Source organism: Komagataeibacter nataicola (assembly GCF_003207795.1).
Lineage (GTDB): Bacteria > Pseudomonadota > Alphaproteobacteria > Acetobacterales > Acetobacteraceae > Komagataeibacter > Komagataeibacter nataicola.
In genome coordinates this window covers 67,814-87,259 of record NZ_NIRT01000012.1, presented here as the reverse complement: position 1 = coordinate 87,259, position 19,446 = coordinate 67,814, and the positions used below count along the sequence as shown (strand labels likewise).

Genomic DNA, 19,446 nt, shown 5'->3' with positions numbered 1-19,446 from the left:
TCCTGATGGAATGGGAGGCACCCGCCCTTGTGCTTTCTGCCGCACCCTATGGCGAGGGCAGCGCCATCGTGCATGTGCTGACGGGTGAGCACGGCCTCTATCACGGTCTGGCCCGTGGCGGTTCATCAAGCCGGGGGCGCGCGGTCTGGCAGACCGGCAATCTGGTGCGCGCGCGCTGGGTAGCGCGGCTGTCCGAGCAACTGGGCAATATCTCGGCCGAGGTGGTACATGCCTCGGCCGCGCGTATCCTCGATGAGCCGCTGCCGCTGGCCATGCTGGCCTCGCTGTGCGCGCTGGCCGATGGCTGCCTGCCCGAGCGTGAACCGCACCCCGCCATATTCCAGGGGCTGGCCAGCCTGCTGGCGCGGATCAGCCTCGACCCGCAATGGGCGGTGGCCGGGGCCATGCCCGAAATCGTGCGCTGGGAACTGATGCTGCTGTCCGATCTTGGCTTTGGCCTTGATCTCGGTCGCTGCGCCCTTGGTGGCCCTGCTGATGACCTGCGCTGGGTCTCGCCCCGCACAGGGCGCGCGGTATCGGATGCACGGGCAGGGGAATGGCGCCAGCGCCTGCTGCCGCTGCCCGGTTTCGTGCTTCATCCTGATGAAGTTGGCACGCCCACGGACTGGTATGATGGCCTGCGTCTGACAGGGCATTTCCTGCAACGCGATGCGTTTGGCCAGCGCCACCGCCCGGTGCCCGAGGCGCGTGGCAGGCTGCTCGACCTGATCGCACGCGAGGCCGATATTGCGCCGCCGGAGCCCCCGGCGGAAGCAACACCCACCCCGCCCGGCTGATACACCATTGGACAAACCGTAAAGTTTCGCTATCTGTTCACCTGCGGGAGGAAGATTGCATGCCTGTGGACCCAACAGTCGGCCATATTGAAGATACCAAGCTGGCCGATGCGCTGAGCCAGCGCTACCTGGCCTATGCCATGTCGACCATCATGTCGCGCTCGCTGCCCGATGTGCGCGACGGGCTGAAGCCCGTGCACCGGCGCATGATCTACGCCATGCAGCAGCTCAAGCTTGACCCCACGGCAGGGTTCAAGAAATGCGCCCGCGTGGTGGGTGACGTGATCGGTAAATACCACCCGCACGGCGATGCCTCGGTCTATGAGGCGCTGGTGCGGCTGGCGCAAGATTTTGCCGTGCGCTATCCGCTGGTGGAAGGGCAGGGCAATTTCGGCTCGATCGACGGCGATAACGCCGCCGCCATGCGGTACACCGAATCCCGCCTGACCGCCGTGGCCAAGGCCCTGCTTGAAGGCATTGACGAGGACAGCGTCGATTTCCGCCCCACCTATGATGGCGAGGAGCAGGAGCCGGTCGTGCTGCCTGCCGCTTTCCCCAACCTGCTGGCCAATGGGGCGGCAGGCATTGCCGTGGGCATGGCAACCTCCATTCCGCCGCATAATGTGGGCGAGATCTGTTCCGCCGCCCTCGCGCTGATCCGCAAGCCATCCACCACCACCCTCGACCTGCTTGAACACATGCCGGGACCGGACTTTCCCACCGGCGGGGCCATTGTGGAGGATCGTGACGCCATCGCCCGTGCGTATGAGACGGGGCGCGGTTCCTTCCGCATCCGTTCGAAGTGGGAGGTTGAGCAGGGCCGGTTCGGCACATGGCAGATCGTGGTGACCGAGATCCCGTATCAGGTGCAGAAATCGCGCCTGATCGAGCAGGTGGCCGATCTGATGGAGCAGAAAAAGCTCCCGCTTCTGGCTGACATCCGCGATGAAAGCACGACCGATATCCGCCTGGTGCTCGAGCCCAAGTCACGCGGCATCGAACCCGCCGTGCTGATGGAAACACTGTTCCGCGCCACCCAGCTTGAAAGCCGTTTTGGCCTGAACATGAACGTGCTCGGCGCCGATCAGGTGCCCGGCGTGCGTAGCCTGAAAGAGGTGCTGCAGGCCTGGCTCGACCACCGCCACGACGTGCTGCTGCGCCGCAGCACCAACCGGCTGCAGGCGGTCAACCGGCGGCTCGAAATTCTTGATGGCTTCCTCGCGGTCTATCTCAACCTTGATGAGGTCATCCGCATCGTGCGCGAGGAGGATGACGCGAAGGCAGCCCTCATGGCGACCTTCAGCCTGACGGAACTGCAGGCTGACTCCGTGCTCAACATGCGCCTGCGCAGCCTGCGTCGGCTGGAGGAAATGGAAATCCGCGCCGAGCACGCCAGGCTGAGCGCGGAAAAGCAGTCCCTGCAGGACCTGCTGGCGCAGGAAGGGCTGCGGTGGAAGCGCATTGCGGCTGAAATCAGGGATATCCAGAAGAACTTTGGCAGTGGCGCGCTCGGCGCCCGGCGCAGCACGCTGGCCGAACCGCCGCCCGAGATCGATGTGGAAGCGGCATTACCGGTCGAACGTGATCCGCTGACGGTCATCCTGTCGCAAAAGGGCTGGATCCGCACCGTGCGCGGCCATGGGCAGGACCCGCAGGCCCTCAAGTTCAAGGAAGGCGACGGGCCGGGCATGGCGGTGGAATGCCACAGCAACGACCGGCTGTGCGTATTTGCCACCGATGGCCGCGCCTTTACGCTGCGCGTGGCCGACCTGCCGCGTGGCCGGGGCGATGGCCAGCCGCTGCGCCTACTGATCGACCTGTCGAATGATGAGGACATCATCACGATGTTCCCGGTTGATGACAGCGCAAAACGCCTGCTGGCCTCAAGTGCCGGGCGCGGCCTTGTCGTGGCGGAATCGGCCATGACGGCGGAAAAGCGCACCGGCAAGCAGATCCTGAACCTCAAGGAAAACGAAAGCGCGCTGGTCTGCGCACCCGCAGGCGGCGATCATGTGCTGGTCCTGGGGCAGAACCGGCGCATGCTGGTCTTCCCGCTCGACCAGTTGCCGGAAATGACCCGCGGCCTTGGCGTGATCTTGCAAAAATACAAGGAAGGCGGCCTGCGCGATGCGGTGGTGTTTACGGCGGCCACAGGTCTGCCCTGGCCAGACCCCAACCGCACCCGCTCCTTTGCCGATGTGAAGGAGTATGTCGGCAAGCGCGCCGATACCGGCAAACAGGCCCCCGCCTGGGCGACCCGCAAGCCAAAGAACTGAAAAAAGAGAAACTTCAGGGAACGCCGCCTTTCATTCAGAAGGCGGCGTTCGGAAACTTTTACTTTCCATCAGTATCTGATTGCGGCGGATGGAACAGGTCATCCGGCAGGAAGGCACTATCCTGTGGCTGCCTGGCATCAGGCTGGCTCAGGTCAAGGTCATGCCAGACACCGCGCGTCATGATCTGGGCGGGGCGGAAGCGCGCCTTGTAGGCCATCTTGTGGCTCTCGCTGATCCAGTAGCCCAGATACAGGTAGGGCAGGCCCAGCGCGCGGGTATATTCAATCAGGTGCAGCACCGCGAACGTGCCCAGCGAATGCGACGGCATGTCGGGATCAAAAAAATCATAAACGGCGGAGAGCCCGTCATCAAGCTGGTCCACCAGCGCCACGCAGACCAGGCGGCCGGCTCCATCACGGAACTCGAGCATGAAGGTCTCGACCGTCGTGTCCTCGATCATGGCGCGGTAATCGGGGAAGGTCATGGAGGCCATGTCGCCTCCATCATGCCGGGTAGCCTGATAGGCACTGAACAGGTTGAACTGCTCGGGTGTGGCATGGGGGGGCACGCGTGCGCTGCATAGCCCGTTATTGCGCCCGAGCACGCGGCGCTGCGTGCGGCCGGGCGCAAAGCGGGCCACCGGCACGCGGATGGGCGTGCACGCCGTGCAGTTGGCGCACACAGGGGCATAGGCGATGGTGTGGCTGCGCCTGAACCCCGCGCGTGACAGGCGGTTATGGAACGGCACGGCCTCAGGGCCGCCAATTTCGGTCACGACCTTGCGCTCCATGCGCCCCGGCAGATAGGGGCAGGGCATGGGGGCGGTGGTATAGAACAGCTGTGGATGCCGTGGCGATGTGTAGGTCATGCGCTCTTCACCAGCCGGAAAACGGAATAAAGGCAGCCCCGCAAACCGGAAAGACAGACTGCCCGTATGCTTATACGGTTATCATATCTTCCCGGTTGCAGGCATCAACTATCCGGCGATGGGCAAAAGGGCGTTTTCAGGCCGGATCAGGCGCGCAGCAGGCGGGCGGCGTCGAGCGCGAAGTAGGTCAGCACGCCATTGGCGCCCGCGCGGCGGAAGGACATCAGGCTTTCCAGTATCACGCGGTCACGGTCGAGCCAGCCGTTCTGTATGGCGGCCATCAGCATCGCGTATTCGCCCGAGACCTGATAGGCGAAGGTCGGCACCGCGAATTCCCGCCGCACGCGCTCGATCACATCCAGATACGGCATGCCGGGCTTGACCATCACCATGTCGGCCCCTTCGCGCAGGTCCTGCGCCACTTCGCGCAGGGCTTCATCGCTGTTGGCGGGGTCCATCTGGTAGGTTTTCTTGTCACCCGTCAGCAGTCCGCCCGAGCCCAGCGCATCACGGAAGGGGCCGTAAAAGGCGCTGGCATACTTGGCGGCGTAGGACATGATGCGGGTATTGACCAGCCCGCTGGCATCAAGTGCCGTGCGAATGGAGCCAATGCGCCCGTCCATCATGTCGGATGGGGCAATGATATCGATGCCCGCCGCCGCCTGATTGACCGCCTGCTTGACCAGAATCTCGACCGAGGGGTCATTGACCACGTAGCCATCCTCGATCAGCCCGTCATGGCCGTGGCTGGTATAGGGATCGAGCGCTACATCGCCGATCAGCCCGATTTCAGGGAATTCCTTTTTCAGCAGGCGGGCGGCCCGGCACATCAGGTTGTCGGGGTTGGTGGCCTCGGTCCCGGCCTCGTCACGCAGGGTGGTGGGGGTTATGGGAAACAGGGCGAGGGCCGGGATGTCAAGCTTCGCTGCCGGTTCCACATGGGCGGCCAGCCTGTCAAGGCTGACACGCTGCACGCCGGGCATGGAGGCCACGTCGGTGACGGAGTTGGTGCCCTCGGTCACGAAGAGCGGCCAGATCAGGTTATCGGTCGAAAGCGTGTTTTCACTAACCAGCCGCCGGGTGAACCGGTCATGCCGGTTACGCCGCAGCCTTACATGGGGAAACTGACCGATGCTCATCCAATCCAACTCCAGTGAGGTAAGGGGAGCCCGACTATGATCCGCCGGCCGCCTCCTGCCAAATGATGATGCGGTAACACTTACTCCCGGTTCTGCATGGCAGGCATGTCGTGGCCCAGCCTGCTGTGCCGCATGCCATACAGCCCGTAAACCACCAGCCCGATGGCCAGCCATACCACCAGCCGCAGCCAGGTCAGCCCATCAAGCGAGACCATGACCGCGAGGCAGCAGACAATGCCCGCGATGGGCACGATCATGCCGCCGGGCACGCGGAACACGCGCGGGCGATCGGCCTCACGCACGCGCAGCACCATCACGCCCACGCATACGATGACAAAGGCCAGGAGCGTGCCGATCGAGGTCATATTGGCCAGTTGCGTAATGGGCAGGAAGGCGGCCATGATCCCGGTCACCACCATGAAGAACAGGTGGCAGGCCACCGGCGTGCCCCAGCGCGCATGGGTGCGGCCAAACATGGGCGGCAGCAGCCCGTCGCGCGACATGGCGAAGAACACCCGGCTCTGCCCCAGCAGCATGAGCAGCATGACCGACAGGAACCCGCATATCACCCCCACCTTGACGGCGGCCTTGAGCCAGCCAAAGGGGGTCTGGTCGATGGCGGTGGCGACGGGGGCCGCATCGCCTGCAAGGTCGTGGTAATTGACCAGCCCCGTGAGCACGAACGAGAAGCTGATATAGACCAGCGTGCAGATAGCCAGCGTGCCCATAAGCCCGATGGGCATGGCGCGGCCGGGATTGCGGGTTTCCTGGGCCACGGTGGAGATCGCGTCAAACCCCAGATAGGCAAAGAAGACCAGCCCCGCCGCGCGCATGATGCCCGACAGCCCGTAATGCCCGAATTCACCCGTGTTGGGGGGGATGAAGGGCGTGTAGTTCGCGGTTTTGATATAGGGCAGGCCAAAACCGATTACGGCGGCGATGATGACCAGCTTGGCCACCACGATCACGCCGTTCAGCCGCGCGGATTCGGAAATGCCGCGCATGAGCAGGACGGAAAGGGCGACGATGATGAACACGGCGGGCAGGTTGGCCAGACCATGCACCGGCTGGCCATCGACCATGCCCACCACCTCGAAGGGCGAGGCCATGAAGCGGGGATCTATATGGATGCCCCAGCCCTCAAGCAGCGAGCGCATGTAACGCGCCCAGCTGACCGATACGGCGGAAGCGCCGACCGTATATTCCAGCACAAGATCCCAGCCGATAATCCAGCCCGCAAGCTCGCCCAGCGCGGCATAGGCATAGACATAGGCGCTACCCGCCGAGGGGATCATGCCCGCAAGCTCGCCGTAGCACAGCCCGGCAAAGGCGCAGGCGATGGCCGCCACCGCGAAGGACAGGATCACCGCAGGCCCGGCATTGTTGCCCGCGGCGATGCCGGTCAGCGAGAACAGGCCCGCCCCGATGGTGCCGCCCACGCCCAGGGTCAGCAGGCTGCCAATGCCCAGAACACGTTTCAGCCCGGCGTCAGGCAATGGGGCGCCGACGGGCAGCCTGCGCAGCAGGGCGCGCCTGATGTCCGTGCTCATGAGGTCACACCTGTCATGCCGTGGGTGGGTGCATGGGAGGGAACAACAGTCAAATCAGCCTCTCTCGGTCATTTTGGCGTTGTCTAAACGCCACGATATGGCGCACATAGCAGGCCTGTCCCCATAGGTGTCATGTCCGTTTGCCCAGCCGGAAATGACAGATGATAATTTGATGGAGAACCATACCGGTGTCGGACCCTATCAGCCAGAGTGACCTCAAGCAGTTTTTCCGCGCCCCCCTGACCGAAGCCGACCCCGATGTCGCCGCCATGATCGAGGCGGAACTGGTGCGTCAGCGCGATGGGATCGAACTGATCGCCAGCGAGAACATGGTCTCGGCCGCTGTCATGGCAGCCCAGGGCAGCGTGCTGACCAATAAATATGCCGAAGGCTATCCCGGTCGCCGCTATTATGGCGGCTGCGTGGAAGTGGACAAGGTCGAGACCCTGGCCATCGAGCGCGTGAAAAAGATGTTCGGCGCCGAATTCGCCAACGTGCAGCCCCATTCCGGCGCCAACGCCAACCAGGCGGCGTTCATGGCCATGGTCCAGCCGGGCGATACCGTGATGGGCATGAGCCTGGCCGCCGGTGGCCACCTGACGCATGGTGCGGCTCCCAACTACTCGGGCAAGTGGTTCAACGCCGTGCAGTACGGCGTGCGCAAGGAAGATGGCCTGCTCGACTACGAGGAAATGGAGCGCCTGGCGCGCGCTGAAAAGCCGAAGCTGATCGTGGCCGGTGGCTCCGCCTATCCGCGCATCATCGACTTCGCCCGCTTCCGCGCCATTGCCGATGAGGTCGGGGCGTTCCTGATGGTGGACATGGCGCATTTCGCGGGTCTCGTTGCCGCCGGGCTGTATCCCTCGCCGGTGCCGCATGCGCATGTCGTGACCTCGACCACGCACAAGACCCTGCGCGGCCCGCGTGGCGGCCTGATCCTGACCAATGACGCCGCTCTGGCCAAGAAGATCAACTCCGCCGTGTTCCCCGGCCTGCAGGGCGGCCCGCTCATGCATGTCATCGCGGGCAAGGCGGTAGCCTTTGGCGAGGCGCTGCGTCCCGACTTCAAGACCTATCAGGAAGCCGTGGCCTCCAATGCCCGCATCCTGGCCGAAACACTGGTCAAGGCTGGCTTTGACATCGTGACCGGCGGCACCGACTGCCACCTGATCCTTGTTGACCTGCGCCCCAAGGGGGTTACGGGCCGTGCCGCCGAGCGTGCGCTCGAGCGCGCGGGCATTACCGCCAACAAGAACGCCATTCCCTTCGACCCCGAAAAGCCTGCCGTCACCTCGGGCATCCGCCTCGGCAGCCCGGCGGCTACCGCGCGTGGCTTTGGCGCAGCCGAGTTCCGTGAAATCGGCCTGATGATCGATGAAGTGCTGACCGCCCTTGCCAAAACACCGGGTGAGGAAGGCTGTGAGAAGACGGAGCAGGCCGTGCATGCGCGCGTCAAGGCGCTGTGCGCCCGCTTCCCCATCTACGCCTGAACAGTGAGGCAGGCCTGCCCCGGTAGCCAGCCCGGGGCGGGCCTTACTCCGGGCCGCCCGCTGCCCGTGCGAAGCGCACCGCCGTATGTCCACGCGCGGGGCGCAGGTTGGGCATGACCAGCATGCACCGGTCATAAGGCGTGCGGATCTCGTCACGTCCGTCATGGGCGACAAGCGTGCCTCGTGCAGGCAGAACCTGCCCGCCACGGAACGGGGCCACGAAACGGAACGCGCCGGTACGCGCCGTCACCACATTCGTCACCACCATATCACGTCGTGGCACGGGCGTGCCGGTGGTGGCCGCCGGCAGGCCACAGCATGGCCCGATCAGGGACATAACAGCCTGCATGGCGCGGCTCACCGTGCTTTCATGCCAGTGCTGTCCGGCCTCCAGAAGGCAGGCGGCGGCAGGGCCATCACCGCTGAAGCGGGGATGGTCGATCAGCCTGCATCCACTCCGGTGCCCCTGATCGGCAACCGTCGTGCCCACGCCATCCACCCGTCGCGCCATCTGCCGCCCCGGCGCGGAAAGTCCGGACAGGACCAGCGGATCCCCTGGCCACAACATGGAATGCAGGTCGAGCAGCCTGTCCGCCGTCAGGATAACGGGCAGCAGCACCCGCGCGCGGTCGACTTCATGCGCGTTGCGGGTACTGTCCAGCGTGGCGGGCGACCAGACGCGGTTCATGTCTTCCTCTACGCAGCGTGCCCTTACGGGGTCACCTGGATCGAAGAGGTCCATGGCCTCGGGGTTGGCGAATACGAAGGACAGGCGGCCCGAACGCGGGCGGATGCGTGCGCGCAGCAGCCGGTCGAGCACGATCGCGCCCGAGAACTCATTGCCGTGGATCAGGCTGACACACACGATATGCGGCCCCGGCCTGCGCCCCTCGTAATGCATGACGCCGGGTATGCCGCAATTGCCTTTCCGCCATGGCGCAATGTCGGGCGGTGTGAGGTCAATGCGCCATCGGGGCAGGGGCTGGACTGGCGGCGGCAGGCGGTCAAGAAACGGGGTGGGGCGCGTCACGCGCACCGGCAGCGGCGTTTCATCCGGCCCGTATGTCATGCCCCGCGCAGCCCGTCGTGGCGCGGTCTGGACCTCTCACGGTGCAGGCCAGAAACATGCATGACATCGTGGTTCATCATGCCAGCAGTTTATCCGGCCCGCCTGCCACGGCAAGGCCACCACGGCACCCCGGGCATGACAAATGCATGACGGCGTGCAGGCTTACTCCGGCAGTGTTGCGATACGGATACGCTGGCCGGTCAGGCGTTCGATATCCTTCAGCGCCTGCCGCTCCTCGGGCGCGCACAGGGCCACGGCCATGCCGCGCCGGCCCGCGCGCGCCGTGCGGCCGATGCGGTGCACATAGGCTTCGGCAGGGGTAGGAATATCGTGGTTGATGACCAGGGCGATGTCATCAATATCGATTCCACGCGCCATCACGTCGGTCGCCACCAGCACGCCCACGCGGCCCTGACGGAAATCACGCAGCATGCGCTCGCGCCGGGCCTGCGAATGATCGCCATGGATGGCGACGGCGGGCGTAAGCGCCGAGACCGCGCGGGCAATGGCATCCGCCTCCTGCCGCGTGCGCACGAAGATCATCACGCGCTGCATGCCATACTGCCGCAGGCAGGCCAGCGTTGCCTCCGCCTTGTGGCGCATCGGCACGAAAATGGCATATTGCGCGATGCGGGGCGCGGGAGCCTGTTCGGCTGCCATGCTCACGCGCACGGGCTTGTGCAGCAGGCGGGCCGCAAGCTCGGCCATGGCGGGCGGCATGGTGGCCGAAAAAAGCAGCGTCTGGTGGCGTGGCGGCAGGGTGGCGGCCAGGGCCAGCATGTCCTCGGCAAAATTGGGGTCGAGCATGCGGTCGGCTTCATCGAGCACGAACTGCGTAATGCTGGACAGGTCCAGCTCGCCACCCCGGGCAAGGTCGATCACCCGCCCCGGCGTGCCAACCACGATGGCGACTCCCTCGGCCAGCGTTTTAGCCTGTGCTGCGCGCGCCGTGCCGCCTGTGGCCTGTAGCGCGCGCAGGCCGCTGCCACGGGCAAGGCCACGCAGCACGCCCGCCGTCTGGCCCGCAAGCTCGCGCGTGGGCGAGAGCACAAGACAGCGCACGCGGCTGTTATCGGCACTGTCATCCGCACCATCGCCCTGCATCAGCGCGGACAGGAGCGGGGCCGCGAAGGCAATGGTCTTGCCGCTGCCGGTGCTGGCAAGGGCCTCCACGTCCCGGCCCGCCATGATGGGGGGAATGACCGCGTTCTGGATCGCGGAAGGTTGGTGCAGGCCCATACGGGCCAGTGCGGCCACCACGCGGCCATCAAGCCCCATGCCGGAAAATGTCGGTTCTGTCTCGCTCATTGCTGCCCCATAGCGCGGGTAAGCCCGCGACAAAAGGGGCAGGGCATTGACGGCCTGCCCCATGTCCCGCCAGATGGGCGCATGCAAGCCCCTTTACGCCCCGCAACCATTATCGCGCCAGACCTTGCGGGCATGCGTTCGCAAACCTTTGGCCTGGCCCAGCGCGCGGGTCTTGCGCCTGAACTGCACGCCCTGGCGCCACGCGGCCTGTGGCGGCACATGCCCGCCGCGTGGTGGCCCGCGCCCCTGCGCGCCATCAGGCCGCTTGGCCTGCCCGATACGTATCGCGACAACCCGGTCATCACCATAGGCGGCAGCGGCGGCGCGGTGGGGGCGGCGCTCCGGCGCGAAGGTGCATGCGTGATTCAGGTGCAGAATCCACGTCTTTCACCCGCGCGGTTCGATCTGGTCATTGCCAACCACCATGACCGGCTGCGTGGCCCCAATGTCGTGCTCACGCGCACCGCACTGCATGGTGTGACCCCGGCGCTGCTGGCGCAGGCCCGGCAGGAATGGCGACCCCGCCTGGCGCACCTGCCACGCCCGCTGGTGTCTGTGCTGGTGGGAGGCGGCAACGGGCGCTTCCGCCTTGGCCCGGCAGAAGGAGCCGCCCTGGCAGGCGAACTGGCGGCCATGATGCAACGTGACCATGTAGGCATTGCACTCACGCCCTCGCGCCGCACCGACCCTGCCGTGTGCCATGAACTGCAACGCGCCTTTGCAGGCCCCGATGCGTGGGTGTGGGACCAGACCGGCCCCAACCCCTATCTCGGCCTGCTGGCCTGTGCCGATGCGATCGTGGTGACGATGGACAGCGTTTCCATGGTATCGGAAGCGGTAGCGACGTCGGTGCCCGTGATGGTGGCGGCACTGCCGGGCCGGTCGCGGCGCATCGGGCATTTTTTGCGTGAACTGGAACATGCTGGCCGCATCCGCCCCTTTGCCGGGCGGCTGGAAACATGGGGGGTAACTCCCCTTGATGATACCGAACTGGCGGCGCAGGCCGTGCGGCATTACTGTGGCCTTCCCTCCGTAGCCTGATCACCCTCCCGCCCGCACCGAAGTGGAACAAGACGGCACCCATGCTTAGCATTCGTACCTTTGACCCGCGCACCGGCGGCAACATGGCCTACCGGGCCCTGACCCATCCGCTCGCCGCCGAAAAACTGGCCGTGCTGAACCGCGAACTGGCCAAAGCCGACCCCATCGCGATTTATGACCCGCATGGCATGGTTGAAACCATTCTGCCCCTGCTGGGCACGCCCATACAGGTGGCAGGGTTATACACCCATGATTCGCTCAAGGTCGGGCAGACCTGCCACGGGCAGAAACTGCGCGCGCTGGCTGACCTGCCCGCCAGCACGGCCACGACCGTATGGGCGCTGGATTTTGAATCCGCCACCATGGAAAACCGTCTGGCGGACCTCATGCCTCCGGGTGGCACGCTGCACACGCTGGCGTCGATACGCCTGCCGCGGGATATGCTCTCGGTCGGGCATCACTATCTTGACCGGCTCAATTTCGGCACCAATTTTGCTTTCTTTCGCGAAACGGAGGAATTCTCCACCCGCCTGGTCACGGCCAATTACTGGGCCCGCTATGGCGCGCGCGCGGTCAGGCTATGGTTGCGGCTGTTCGATGAAAGCGGCACGGTGCTGCACACATGGGAGCAGCCCGTGCCACAGGGAGAGCAGGCCATCATTCTCGACAGCGCCGAGATCCGCCAGCGCTTCTGCCTGCCTGCATTTACCGGCCAGCTTTTCATCCATGCCATCGGCATCGCGGGGCATGACGTGGTGAAATACGCCTTGGAAACACGGGGCAGGGGCACGAATGCCAGCCTGTCGGTCACGCATGACGCCAATGCCTGGCCTGCCAACCGCTACGCCAACCTGCCAGCCCCCACACCGGGCGAAGACGTGGTGCTGTGGGTGCAAAACAGCCACGACCTGACCATTCCCGCTGGCGCCATGACGCTGAACCGCATGGGATGTGACGAACAGGTGGCCATTGACCAGACACTGGCCCCATACCAGACACTGGCGGTGCATCTGCGCGACATGCTGCCCGATCTGGCCTGGCCCGCGCAGGTTGAATTCCGTGCAGGCGGGTATGTGGTGCGCCCGCGCTATGAGGTGACACGGGCTGCCCGCACCCGCATCGCGCACCTGAACGTGCAGCGCGCCGACCTTCAGCCTGACCCCGGTATTGCCAAGCTGGACCCACGTTTCTTCGGGCGGGGCTATCTGCTGCCTTTCCCCGTGCCCGACCCGGCACGCTACCGCACGCTGGTCGTGCCCGCCCCCATGACCGAAAGCCTGACAAGCCTGCCCGTGCGCGTGGATTGCTTTGACCGGCGCGGGCAGGGCGGAGCCACGCAGTTCATGGGTAATCTTGGCCGTGACCATGCCAGCATGCTTGATGTCGGCACGCTTGCAGGCGGGGCTGGGCATGCCGAACTGGTCTATGACTTCCGCGATGGCGGGCAGGCCGATGGCTGGCTGCATGCCCTGATCCGCTATGAGGACCGCGCAAGCGGCCATGTGGCCGAGACCAGCTTTGGCGCGCATATCTTCAACACCGCCATGACCTATCGGGGGGAGCCACAATCCTATGCCGGGCCGCCACCGGGGCTTTCCACAAGGTTGTTCCTGACGGCAGCACTGCACGAACCCTACAGTTTCTGCATGCTGATCTATCCGGCATCGGGGCTGTGGCATGTGGTGTCCGATACGCGGCTTTCGCTCCATGCGGCACACGGCGCAGTCATGGCGGAGGAACACCTCGCCATTCCCCGGTCCGGCTCCTGCGAAATCTGGCCGCATGAGGTCTTCGGGCGTGCTGCGCTGGAAATTGCGGGTGAGGGAGCCTATGTCATCATCCGTGACACGACCTGCCGCCTGTTTGGCTATCATGGCCGCAGGACCGGAGACGGACGGTTTTCAATCGACCATATGTTCGGGTTCTGACCGGGCCGTCATAGTGGGTGGGCAGGCCTTGCCCACCTGACCGGCCCATATGCAACAAGCCGGTCCATGACCACCATGGAGGAAGACCGACCGCACCATGATCGTACAGGACACCAATTTCTTCTGTGACATGCCGCAGGACATGAAATACCTGCGCGACCGCAACCCGCCGCAGAATTTTCTTGAGCAGAACATGATCTTTGTCCTGCCCGAGCGGCTGCGCAAGTTCCGCCGCAACCTGTTTCATGTCCGGCGCACGGAGGCGGACGCCACCGTATACGCGCCACTGTTCAGGGTGCGCTGCATAACCGAACGCGAGCCGGTGCCGGAAGGGTATGACGGGCCGTTTGATGTTTTTCCATTCTACACCAACCCCACCCGCAAACGCCGCCGTACGCTCGATTACTATGTGCTGTTCCTGTTTCAGGACAAGCTGTCCTACGTCAAATGCCGCGATGCGTTGGGGCAGGTGCCGTAGGGTTTCTTTGGTTTTCAAAGCTTTTTGAAAAAAAGCTTTACCAAAAACTTTTATTTTTCAGAGGATTGGCACAATACGGCCAGTCCGACCTTACCGTAACGCGCTGCATGGACCACACCCGTCGTGACGGGCGCTATAATGCATTATTTTATGCTTATATTTTAAGGAATAAGGCCGGATGGTGGGTGCGACAGGGATTGAACCTGTGACCCCCGCCGTGTGAAGGCGATGCTCTACCGCTGAGCTACGCACCCATCCGCTTCGGTGGGGCTTATTTAGTCCAGCCAGAGGGGGTGCGCAAGAGGGAAAAATCGCTTTCGGGTTATTTTCCACCCGCGCGGCGGAAGCGGTAGGCCAAAGCCTCGGCAATATGGCCACGTTCCACATCGGGCTGCGCGCCCAGATCGGCTATGGTGCGGCCCACGCGCAGCAGGCGGGTGAAGCCACGGGCGGAAAGGCGCATTTTTTCAGCGGCCTGCACGGCAAAATCACGCGCTGGCGTGGTTATGCGGAAATCATCGGTCGAAGCCTCGGCGTTACGGGCTTCGCCCTGACGGGCCTGCTGGCGGGCGACCGCCTCGCGCACGCGGGCTGCCACGATGGCGCTGGCCTCGCCACCCCTGAGTTCGGCAATGCGGCTTAAAGGCATCGGTTCGACATGCACGGTCATGTCCAGCCGGTCGAGCAGCGGGCCGGACAGGCGGGCCTGATAATCCTCGCCACAGCGCGGCGCCTTGCGGCATTCCTGTGCAGCATCGCCCAGATAACCGCATTTGCACGGGTTCATGGCCGCAATCAGTTGAAAGCGGGCAGGGTAGGTGACATGAGCGGCGGCCCGGGCGATGGAAATGCTGCCGGTTTCCATCGGCTGGCGTAGCACCTCGAGCGCTGAGCGACCAAATTCAGGCATTTCATCCAAAAACAGCACGCCACGATGCGCCAGGCTGACCTCGCCGGGCCTTGCCCGCGCGCCGCCACCACTCAGGGCAGCGGGGCTGGAGGAATGATGCGGATCACGGAACGGCGGACGGCGCACGGGCTGGCCATCCTTCAGCAGGCCGCCAATGCTGTGGATGCGGCTGATCTCCAGCATTTCAACAGGGGTCAGGTCGGGCATGATGCCGGGCAGGCGGGCGGCCAGCATGGATTTGCCAGCACCCGGCGGCCCGACCATAAGCAGCGAATGGCGGCCCGCGGCTGCGATTTCCAGCGCGCGGCGCGCGGTTTCCATGCCGCGGATATCAGCAAGGTCGGGCAGGGCGCTCAGGTCTTCATCCGCAATGGGAGGCAGTTCGACCGGCTCGATCACCTGCTGGCCGCGAAAATGGTTGAGCAGTTCGGGCAGAGAGCGGATGGCGAGGATATCCATGTCTTCACTGGCCCAGCGGGCCTCCACGCCCTGGGCTGCGGGGCAGATCAGCCCGAGCGACAGGCTGGCCGCCGTCATGGCGGCGGGCAGCACGCCACAGACCGGGTTGACGCCGCCATCAAGCGACAGCTCGCCCAAAGCCGCATAACGCTGCGCCATGTCACCCGACAGCAGCCCCATGACGACAAGCAGGGCGAGGGCGATGGGCAGGTCGAAATGCGATCCTTCCTTCATCAGGCTGGCGGGCACCATGTTGACCACGATGCGCCTGGCAGGCAGCGCAAGCCCCATGGCCGACAGCGCCGCGCGCACGCGCTCACGCGATTCATTGATCGCCTTATCGGGCAGGCCCACGATCAGAAAGGATGGCAGGCCAACGGAAAGCTGGACCTCGACTTTGACAGGAACGGCCTCGATGCCGGAAAATGCAAAACCGCAGATCGATGCGAGCGCCGTATCAGTCATGGATGAATGATGCCGGATTGCGAACGGCTTGGCCATTATGGAACATGACGAAACCGGCCGGATTATGGGCCTGGCCTCTTTCACTCATAATTTGTTGGCATAATATTTCTTATAAAACTTTCAGATGTGCGAGGAAGAAGGTGCCCATGATCTGGCCTGCCTGTCTTCGCCATCCCATTCCGGCTGTGCGGTTTTGTGCACATTACTGTCCCAGCCAGCCACGTCGTACATCGTGTGGCCGATGCGCCACGGTGATGCGCCGCGCGGACACGGCGCATCACTTTCACCCTTCCCTTAAGCGTCGTGGAACATGTCGAGATCGCCAAAGCGCGTGAACTCACCTTCGAAGAACAGGTTCACCGTCCCTGTCGGGCCATGACGCTGCTTTTCCAGAATCAGCTCGGCGCGGTTATGGGCCAGATCCATCTTGCGCTGCCATTCCTCCATCGCAGTCTGGTACTTGTCTACTGAGTCGTAGGAGGTTTCCTTGGGCTGGCGCTGCTGGAGGTAGTACTGGTCGCGATAGACGAACATCACCGCATCGGCGTCCTGCTCGATCGAGCCGGATTCACGCAGATCCGACAGCATCGGCCGCTTGTCTTCCCTGCTCTCCACCTGGCGCGACAGCTGTGACAGCGCAATGACCGGCACCGACAGTTCCTTGGCCAGCGCCTTGAGCCCCTGCGTAATCATGGAGATTTCGAGCACGCGGTTGTCAGCCTTGGTGCCGACCGAGGGCCGCATGAGCTGCAGGTAATCGACCACCACGAGGCTCAGCCCCTTGGTGCGCGCCAGCCTGCGGCAGCGCGTGCGCATGGCCGAGAGCGTGATGGCGGGCGTATCGTCAATATGCAGCGGCAGTTGCGACAGTTCGCGGCTGACCTGCACAAAGCGGTCGAATTCCTTCTGCACCAGTTCGCCACGGCGAATTTTCTCGCCCGAGACGCTGGACTGCTCGGACAGGATACGGGTGGCCAGCTGCTCGGCCGACATTTCCAGCGAGAAGATGGCCACCGAGCCCTTGGGCTTGGCATCATCCTCGGCATCACGCGCGGCCTGCATGAGCGAACGCGCGGCGGAAAACGCGATCTTGGTGGCGAGCGCCGTCTTGCCCATGGCGGGGCGCCCGGCCAGAATCAGCAGATCGGATGGGTGCAGGCCACCGGTTTTCTTGTCGAGGTCACGCAGCCCGGTGGTCAGGCCCACCACGTCGCCATCGCGGTCAAAGGCGTGCTGGGCAATCTTGACCGCATCGGCCAGGGCGCGGTCAAAGGACAGGAAGCCGCCATCCTGCCCCTTCTCGGTGGCCAGGCGGAACAGTGCTTCCTCGCTGGCGGCGATCTGGTCGGGGCCATCAAGGTCGGGGCGCGCGCCAAAGGCGTTGTTCACCACGTCCTGCCCGATATCGATCAGCTGGCGGCGGATCCAGGCATCATGGATCACGCGCCCGTAGTCAGCAGCGTTGATGATGCCGACCATCGATGTCAGCAGCTTGGCCAGATAGGCCGTGCCGCCTACGGGGTCGAGCACGCCGGTGTTCTGGAAATAGATGCGCAGCGTGACCGGATCGGCCAGCTTGCCTTCTTCGATATGCTGCGAAATCGCATCATAGATCTTCCCGTTGATCTCATCGGCAAAATGCGCGCCGGTCAGGAAGTCGGAAACACGATCATAGGCCTTGTTGTTGGTCAGCAACGCGCCCAGCAGCGCCTGCTCGGCCTGCAGGTTGGCAGGCGGCAGGCGCTGCGACACGCCAAGGAGCGAGTCCGGCTGGCGGGACTCAGCGGAGGGAGGATTCTGGATGGTATTCACCCCTTCCTTCTATCCGATCAGATGGCTGCGCCGGAAGAGATGATTATGCATGACCGCGCCAGCAGGCCACCCTCTCCCGCGTGGCATAATAAAAAACATGTTTTCCACCCGGCTGCGGATCAGCGCACGGGGTAGCGCGATTTTTGCCCATGCCCCGCGGGCGGACAGGCGCCAGACACCCGTGAAGGCGGGTTGCCGCATGGGTCTTTTCTGATTAGGCGTCGAAAAATCCTTTCCGTGGAATATGGTCATGACCCCACTTAACAACACCTCCCTGCCCCACCTGCCGCCCGAGATCGTGGTGCCTGCCTATGACCGCAGCAAGGTAACGCCCGGCATCGCGCATATCAGCGTTGGCAACTTTCATCGTGCTCACCAGGCCGTCTATATCGACCGTGTGCTCGCGCGGGCTGGCCAGGCGGGCTGGGGCCTGCTGGGCGTCGGCCTGATGGAAACCCCTCACGAGGCGCTCAAAGCGCAGGACATGGAAGCGCAGGATGGCCTGTATTCCCTGACCGAATGCGCCCCCGACGCGCCAAACGAGGTGCGCGTGATCGGCTCCATTACGGAGTATATGTACGCCCCCGCCGACCGGGCCGCCACCATCGCCCGCATCGCCGACCCCGCCATCCGCATTGTCAGCCTGACCGTAACCGAGGGCGGCTACTATATTGATGAAAACGGCGTCTTTCCCCTCGATCACCCCGTCATTGCCGAAGACCTGAAGCGCGACGTGCCGCACACGGTATTCGGCCTGCTGACCGAGGCGCTGCGCCAGCGGCGCGAGAGTGGTGCCGGTCCGTTCACCATCCTGTCGTGCGACAACCTGCCCCAGAATGGCCATGTGGCGCGCGCGGCCTTCCTCGGCTGGGCGCGGGCGCGTGACGCGGAGCTGGCGCAGTGGATGGAGGAGAACGTCACCTTCCCCTGCACCATGGTGGACCGCATAACCCCTGCCGTGCACCCCGAGGATGTCAAACGCCTTGATGCCGAAAGCGGGCTGGATGACCGTATCCCCGTTTTCTGCGAAGATTTCATCCAGTGGGTCGTCGAGGACAAATTCTGCGCAGGCCGCCCGGAACTCGATGCCGTGGGCGTGCAGTTTACCGATAATGTCGAGCCCTATGAGGCGGTGAAGCTGCACATGCTCAATGCCTCCCACTCGCTGCTCGGACTTTCGGGCGTGCTGTCGGGCTACCGGTTTGTCAGCGAGATCATGCTCGACCTGAACGAGGTCTCGCTCGTCGAGCAGTATCTGGCCTTTGATGCCGAACCCCTGCTGCATGCGCCCCCGGGCATGGCGCTGAGGGACTATGGCAGGCGGCTGCTGCACCGTTTCCGCAACAAGGCGATCAGCGACCAGTTGCTGCGCATTGCCTTTGACAGCACCTCCAAGCTGTCCATGTTCATCAAGAGCACCGCCATGGGCGTGATCGACCATCACCGCCCGGTGGAGCGCATCGCCTTCGTGGTTGCGTGTTATGCGGAATATTTACGCGGGCGTGATGATAAAGGCACAGTCTATGATGTGATCGAGCCTCACCTGACTGATGAAGACCGGCTCAGGGCGGCCTCGGCACATCTTGAAGATGCGCTGGACATGACCGCCTTTGCAGGCTGGGATCTGCGGGAAAGTGCGGTTTTCGTGCAGCGCTACCTGGCGTTGCGCCAGTCCGTTCGTGACCGGGGAACCCATGCCACATTGCGCGAGGTTGTATCCACCGGGGAATAGTCATTCAGGGAGGAAACCAACCCCCTGAAATATTACGACACACGATTTATTCATAAAGTTTGGGCTTGACCTGATGACGTGTCCTACGTTTTCTCATTGAAAATGTTCGGATTGTATCACGGTA

The 19,446-nt window shown here is 64.0% G+C and carries 14 protein-coding genes and 1 tRNA gene; 7 read left to right on the top strand and 8 right to left on the bottom strand.

Annotated features, from left to right (window positions below):
• The first annotated feature begins 5 nt into the window (after window positions 1-5).
• Both recO and parC read left to right on the top strand, forming a co-directional pair.
• Complete coding sequence (recO, locus tag CDI09_RS08890; protein ID WP_078524046.1) at window positions 6-797, top strand: DNA repair protein RecO; 792 nt, start codon at window positions 6-8, stop codon at window positions 795-797.
• A gap of 59 nt (window positions 798-856) precedes the next feature.
• Window positions 857-3,073, top strand: coding sequence for a DNA topoisomerase IV subunit A (gene parC, locus CDI09_RS08885; RefSeq protein WP_078524048.1), 2,217 nt, complete (start codon window positions 857-859; stop codon window positions 3,071-3,073).
• A 58-nt stretch (window positions 3,074-3,131) separates the two neighbouring features.
• Here parC and CDI09_RS08880 read toward each other — a convergent pair whose 3' ends face one another.
• The 3 genes from CDI09_RS08880 to CDI09_RS08870 all read right to left on the bottom strand — a co-directional run bounded on the left by CDI09_RS08880 (window position 3,132) and on the right by CDI09_RS08870 (window position 6,630).
• Window positions 3,132-3,941: an arginyltransferase gene (locus CDI09_RS08880; RefSeq protein ID WP_078524050.1), complete on the bottom strand. Its 810-nt coding sequence runs from the start codon at window positions 3,939-3,941 to the stop codon at window positions 3,132-3,134.
• A 146-nt stretch (window positions 3,942-4,087) separates the two neighbouring features.
• Entirely contained in the window at window positions 4,088-5,080 is a 993-nt protein-coding gene (gene hemB, locus CDI09_RS08875; RefSeq protein WP_078524051.1) for a porphobilinogen synthase, read from the bottom strand.
• 80 nt (window positions 5,081-5,160) lie between these two features.
• A complete protein-coding gene (locus CDI09_RS08870) occupies window positions 5,161-6,630 on the bottom strand; it encodes an amino acid permease (protein WP_167370160.1) in 1,470 nt (489 codons plus the stop codon).
• Window positions 6,631-6,830: 200 nt separating this feature from the next.
• On the opposite strand from CDI09_RS08870, the gene glyA reads away from it, so the two are divergent.
• Window positions 6,831-8,120, top strand: a complete 1,290-nt coding sequence (gene glyA, locus CDI09_RS08865; protein ID WP_205836684.1) for a serine hydroxymethyltransferase — start codon at window positions 6,831-6,833, stop codon at window positions 8,118-8,120.
• A gap of 43 nt (window positions 8,121-8,163) precedes the next feature.
• Here the strand turns inward: glyA and CDI09_RS08860 are convergent, their stop codons facing one another.
• Window positions 8,164-9,189 (bottom strand): M14 family metallopeptidase, encoded by a 1,026-nt coding sequence (locus CDI09_RS08860; protein ID WP_078524054.1) that lies wholly within the window; start codon window positions 9,187-9,189, stop codon window positions 8,164-8,166.
• 162 nt (window positions 9,190-9,351) lie between these two features.
• Entirely contained in the window at window positions 9,352-10,467 is a 1,116-nt protein-coding gene (locus CDI09_RS08855) for a DEAD/DEAH box helicase (protein WP_078527619.1), read from the bottom strand.
• A gap of 111 nt (window positions 10,468-10,578) precedes the next feature.
• Between CDI09_RS08855 and CDI09_RS08850 the strand changes: the two genes are divergently transcribed.
• The 3 genes from CDI09_RS08850 (at window position 10,579) to CDI09_RS08840 (ending at window position 13,944) form a co-directional block, all read left to right on the top strand.
• Window positions 10,579-11,538: a mitochondrial fission ELM1 family protein gene (locus CDI09_RS08850; protein ID WP_078524056.1), complete on the top strand. Its 960-nt coding sequence runs from the start codon at window positions 10,579-10,581 to the stop codon at window positions 11,536-11,538.
• Window positions 11,539-11,579: 41 nt separating this feature from the next.
• Entirely contained in the window at window positions 11,580-13,466 is a 1,887-nt protein-coding gene (locus tag CDI09_RS08845) for a hypothetical protein (RefSeq protein ID WP_167370161.1), read from the top strand.
• A 97-nt stretch (window positions 13,467-13,563) separates the two neighbouring features.
• A complete protein-coding gene (locus CDI09_RS08840) occupies window positions 13,564-13,944 on the top strand; it encodes a hypothetical protein (protein WP_078524058.1) in 381 nt (126 codons plus the stop codon).
• A gap of 179 nt (window positions 13,945-14,123) precedes the next feature.
• Here the strand turns inward: CDI09_RS08840 and CDI09_RS08835 are convergent.
• The 3 genes from CDI09_RS08835 to CDI09_RS08825 form a co-directional block, all read right to left on the bottom strand.
• A tRNA-Val gene (locus CDI09_RS08835) sits at window positions 14,124-14,198 on the bottom strand.
• Window positions 14,199-14,266: 68 nt separating this feature from the next.
• On the bottom strand, window positions 14,267-15,778 hold the full coding sequence (locus CDI09_RS08830) for a YifB family Mg chelatase-like AAA ATPase (protein WP_078527623.1): 1,512 nt from the start codon (window positions 15,776-15,778) through the stop codon (window positions 14,267-14,269).
• A 294-nt stretch (window positions 15,779-16,072) separates the two neighbouring features.
• Entirely contained in the window at window positions 16,073-17,590 is a 1,518-nt protein-coding gene (locus tag CDI09_RS08825; protein WP_078524059.1) for a replicative DNA helicase, read from the bottom strand.
• Between the two features lie 250 nt (window positions 17,591-17,840).
• On the opposite strand from CDI09_RS08825, the gene CDI09_RS08815 reads away from it, so the two are divergent.
• The gene (locus tag CDI09_RS08815) at window positions 17,841-19,322 is read left to right on the top strand and encodes a mannitol dehydrogenase family protein (RefSeq protein ID WP_078527624.1); all 1,482 of its coding nucleotides are present in this window, start codon (window positions 17,841-17,843) and stop codon (window positions 19,320-19,322) included.
• The last annotated feature ends 124 nt before the right edge of the window (window positions 19,323-19,446 follow it).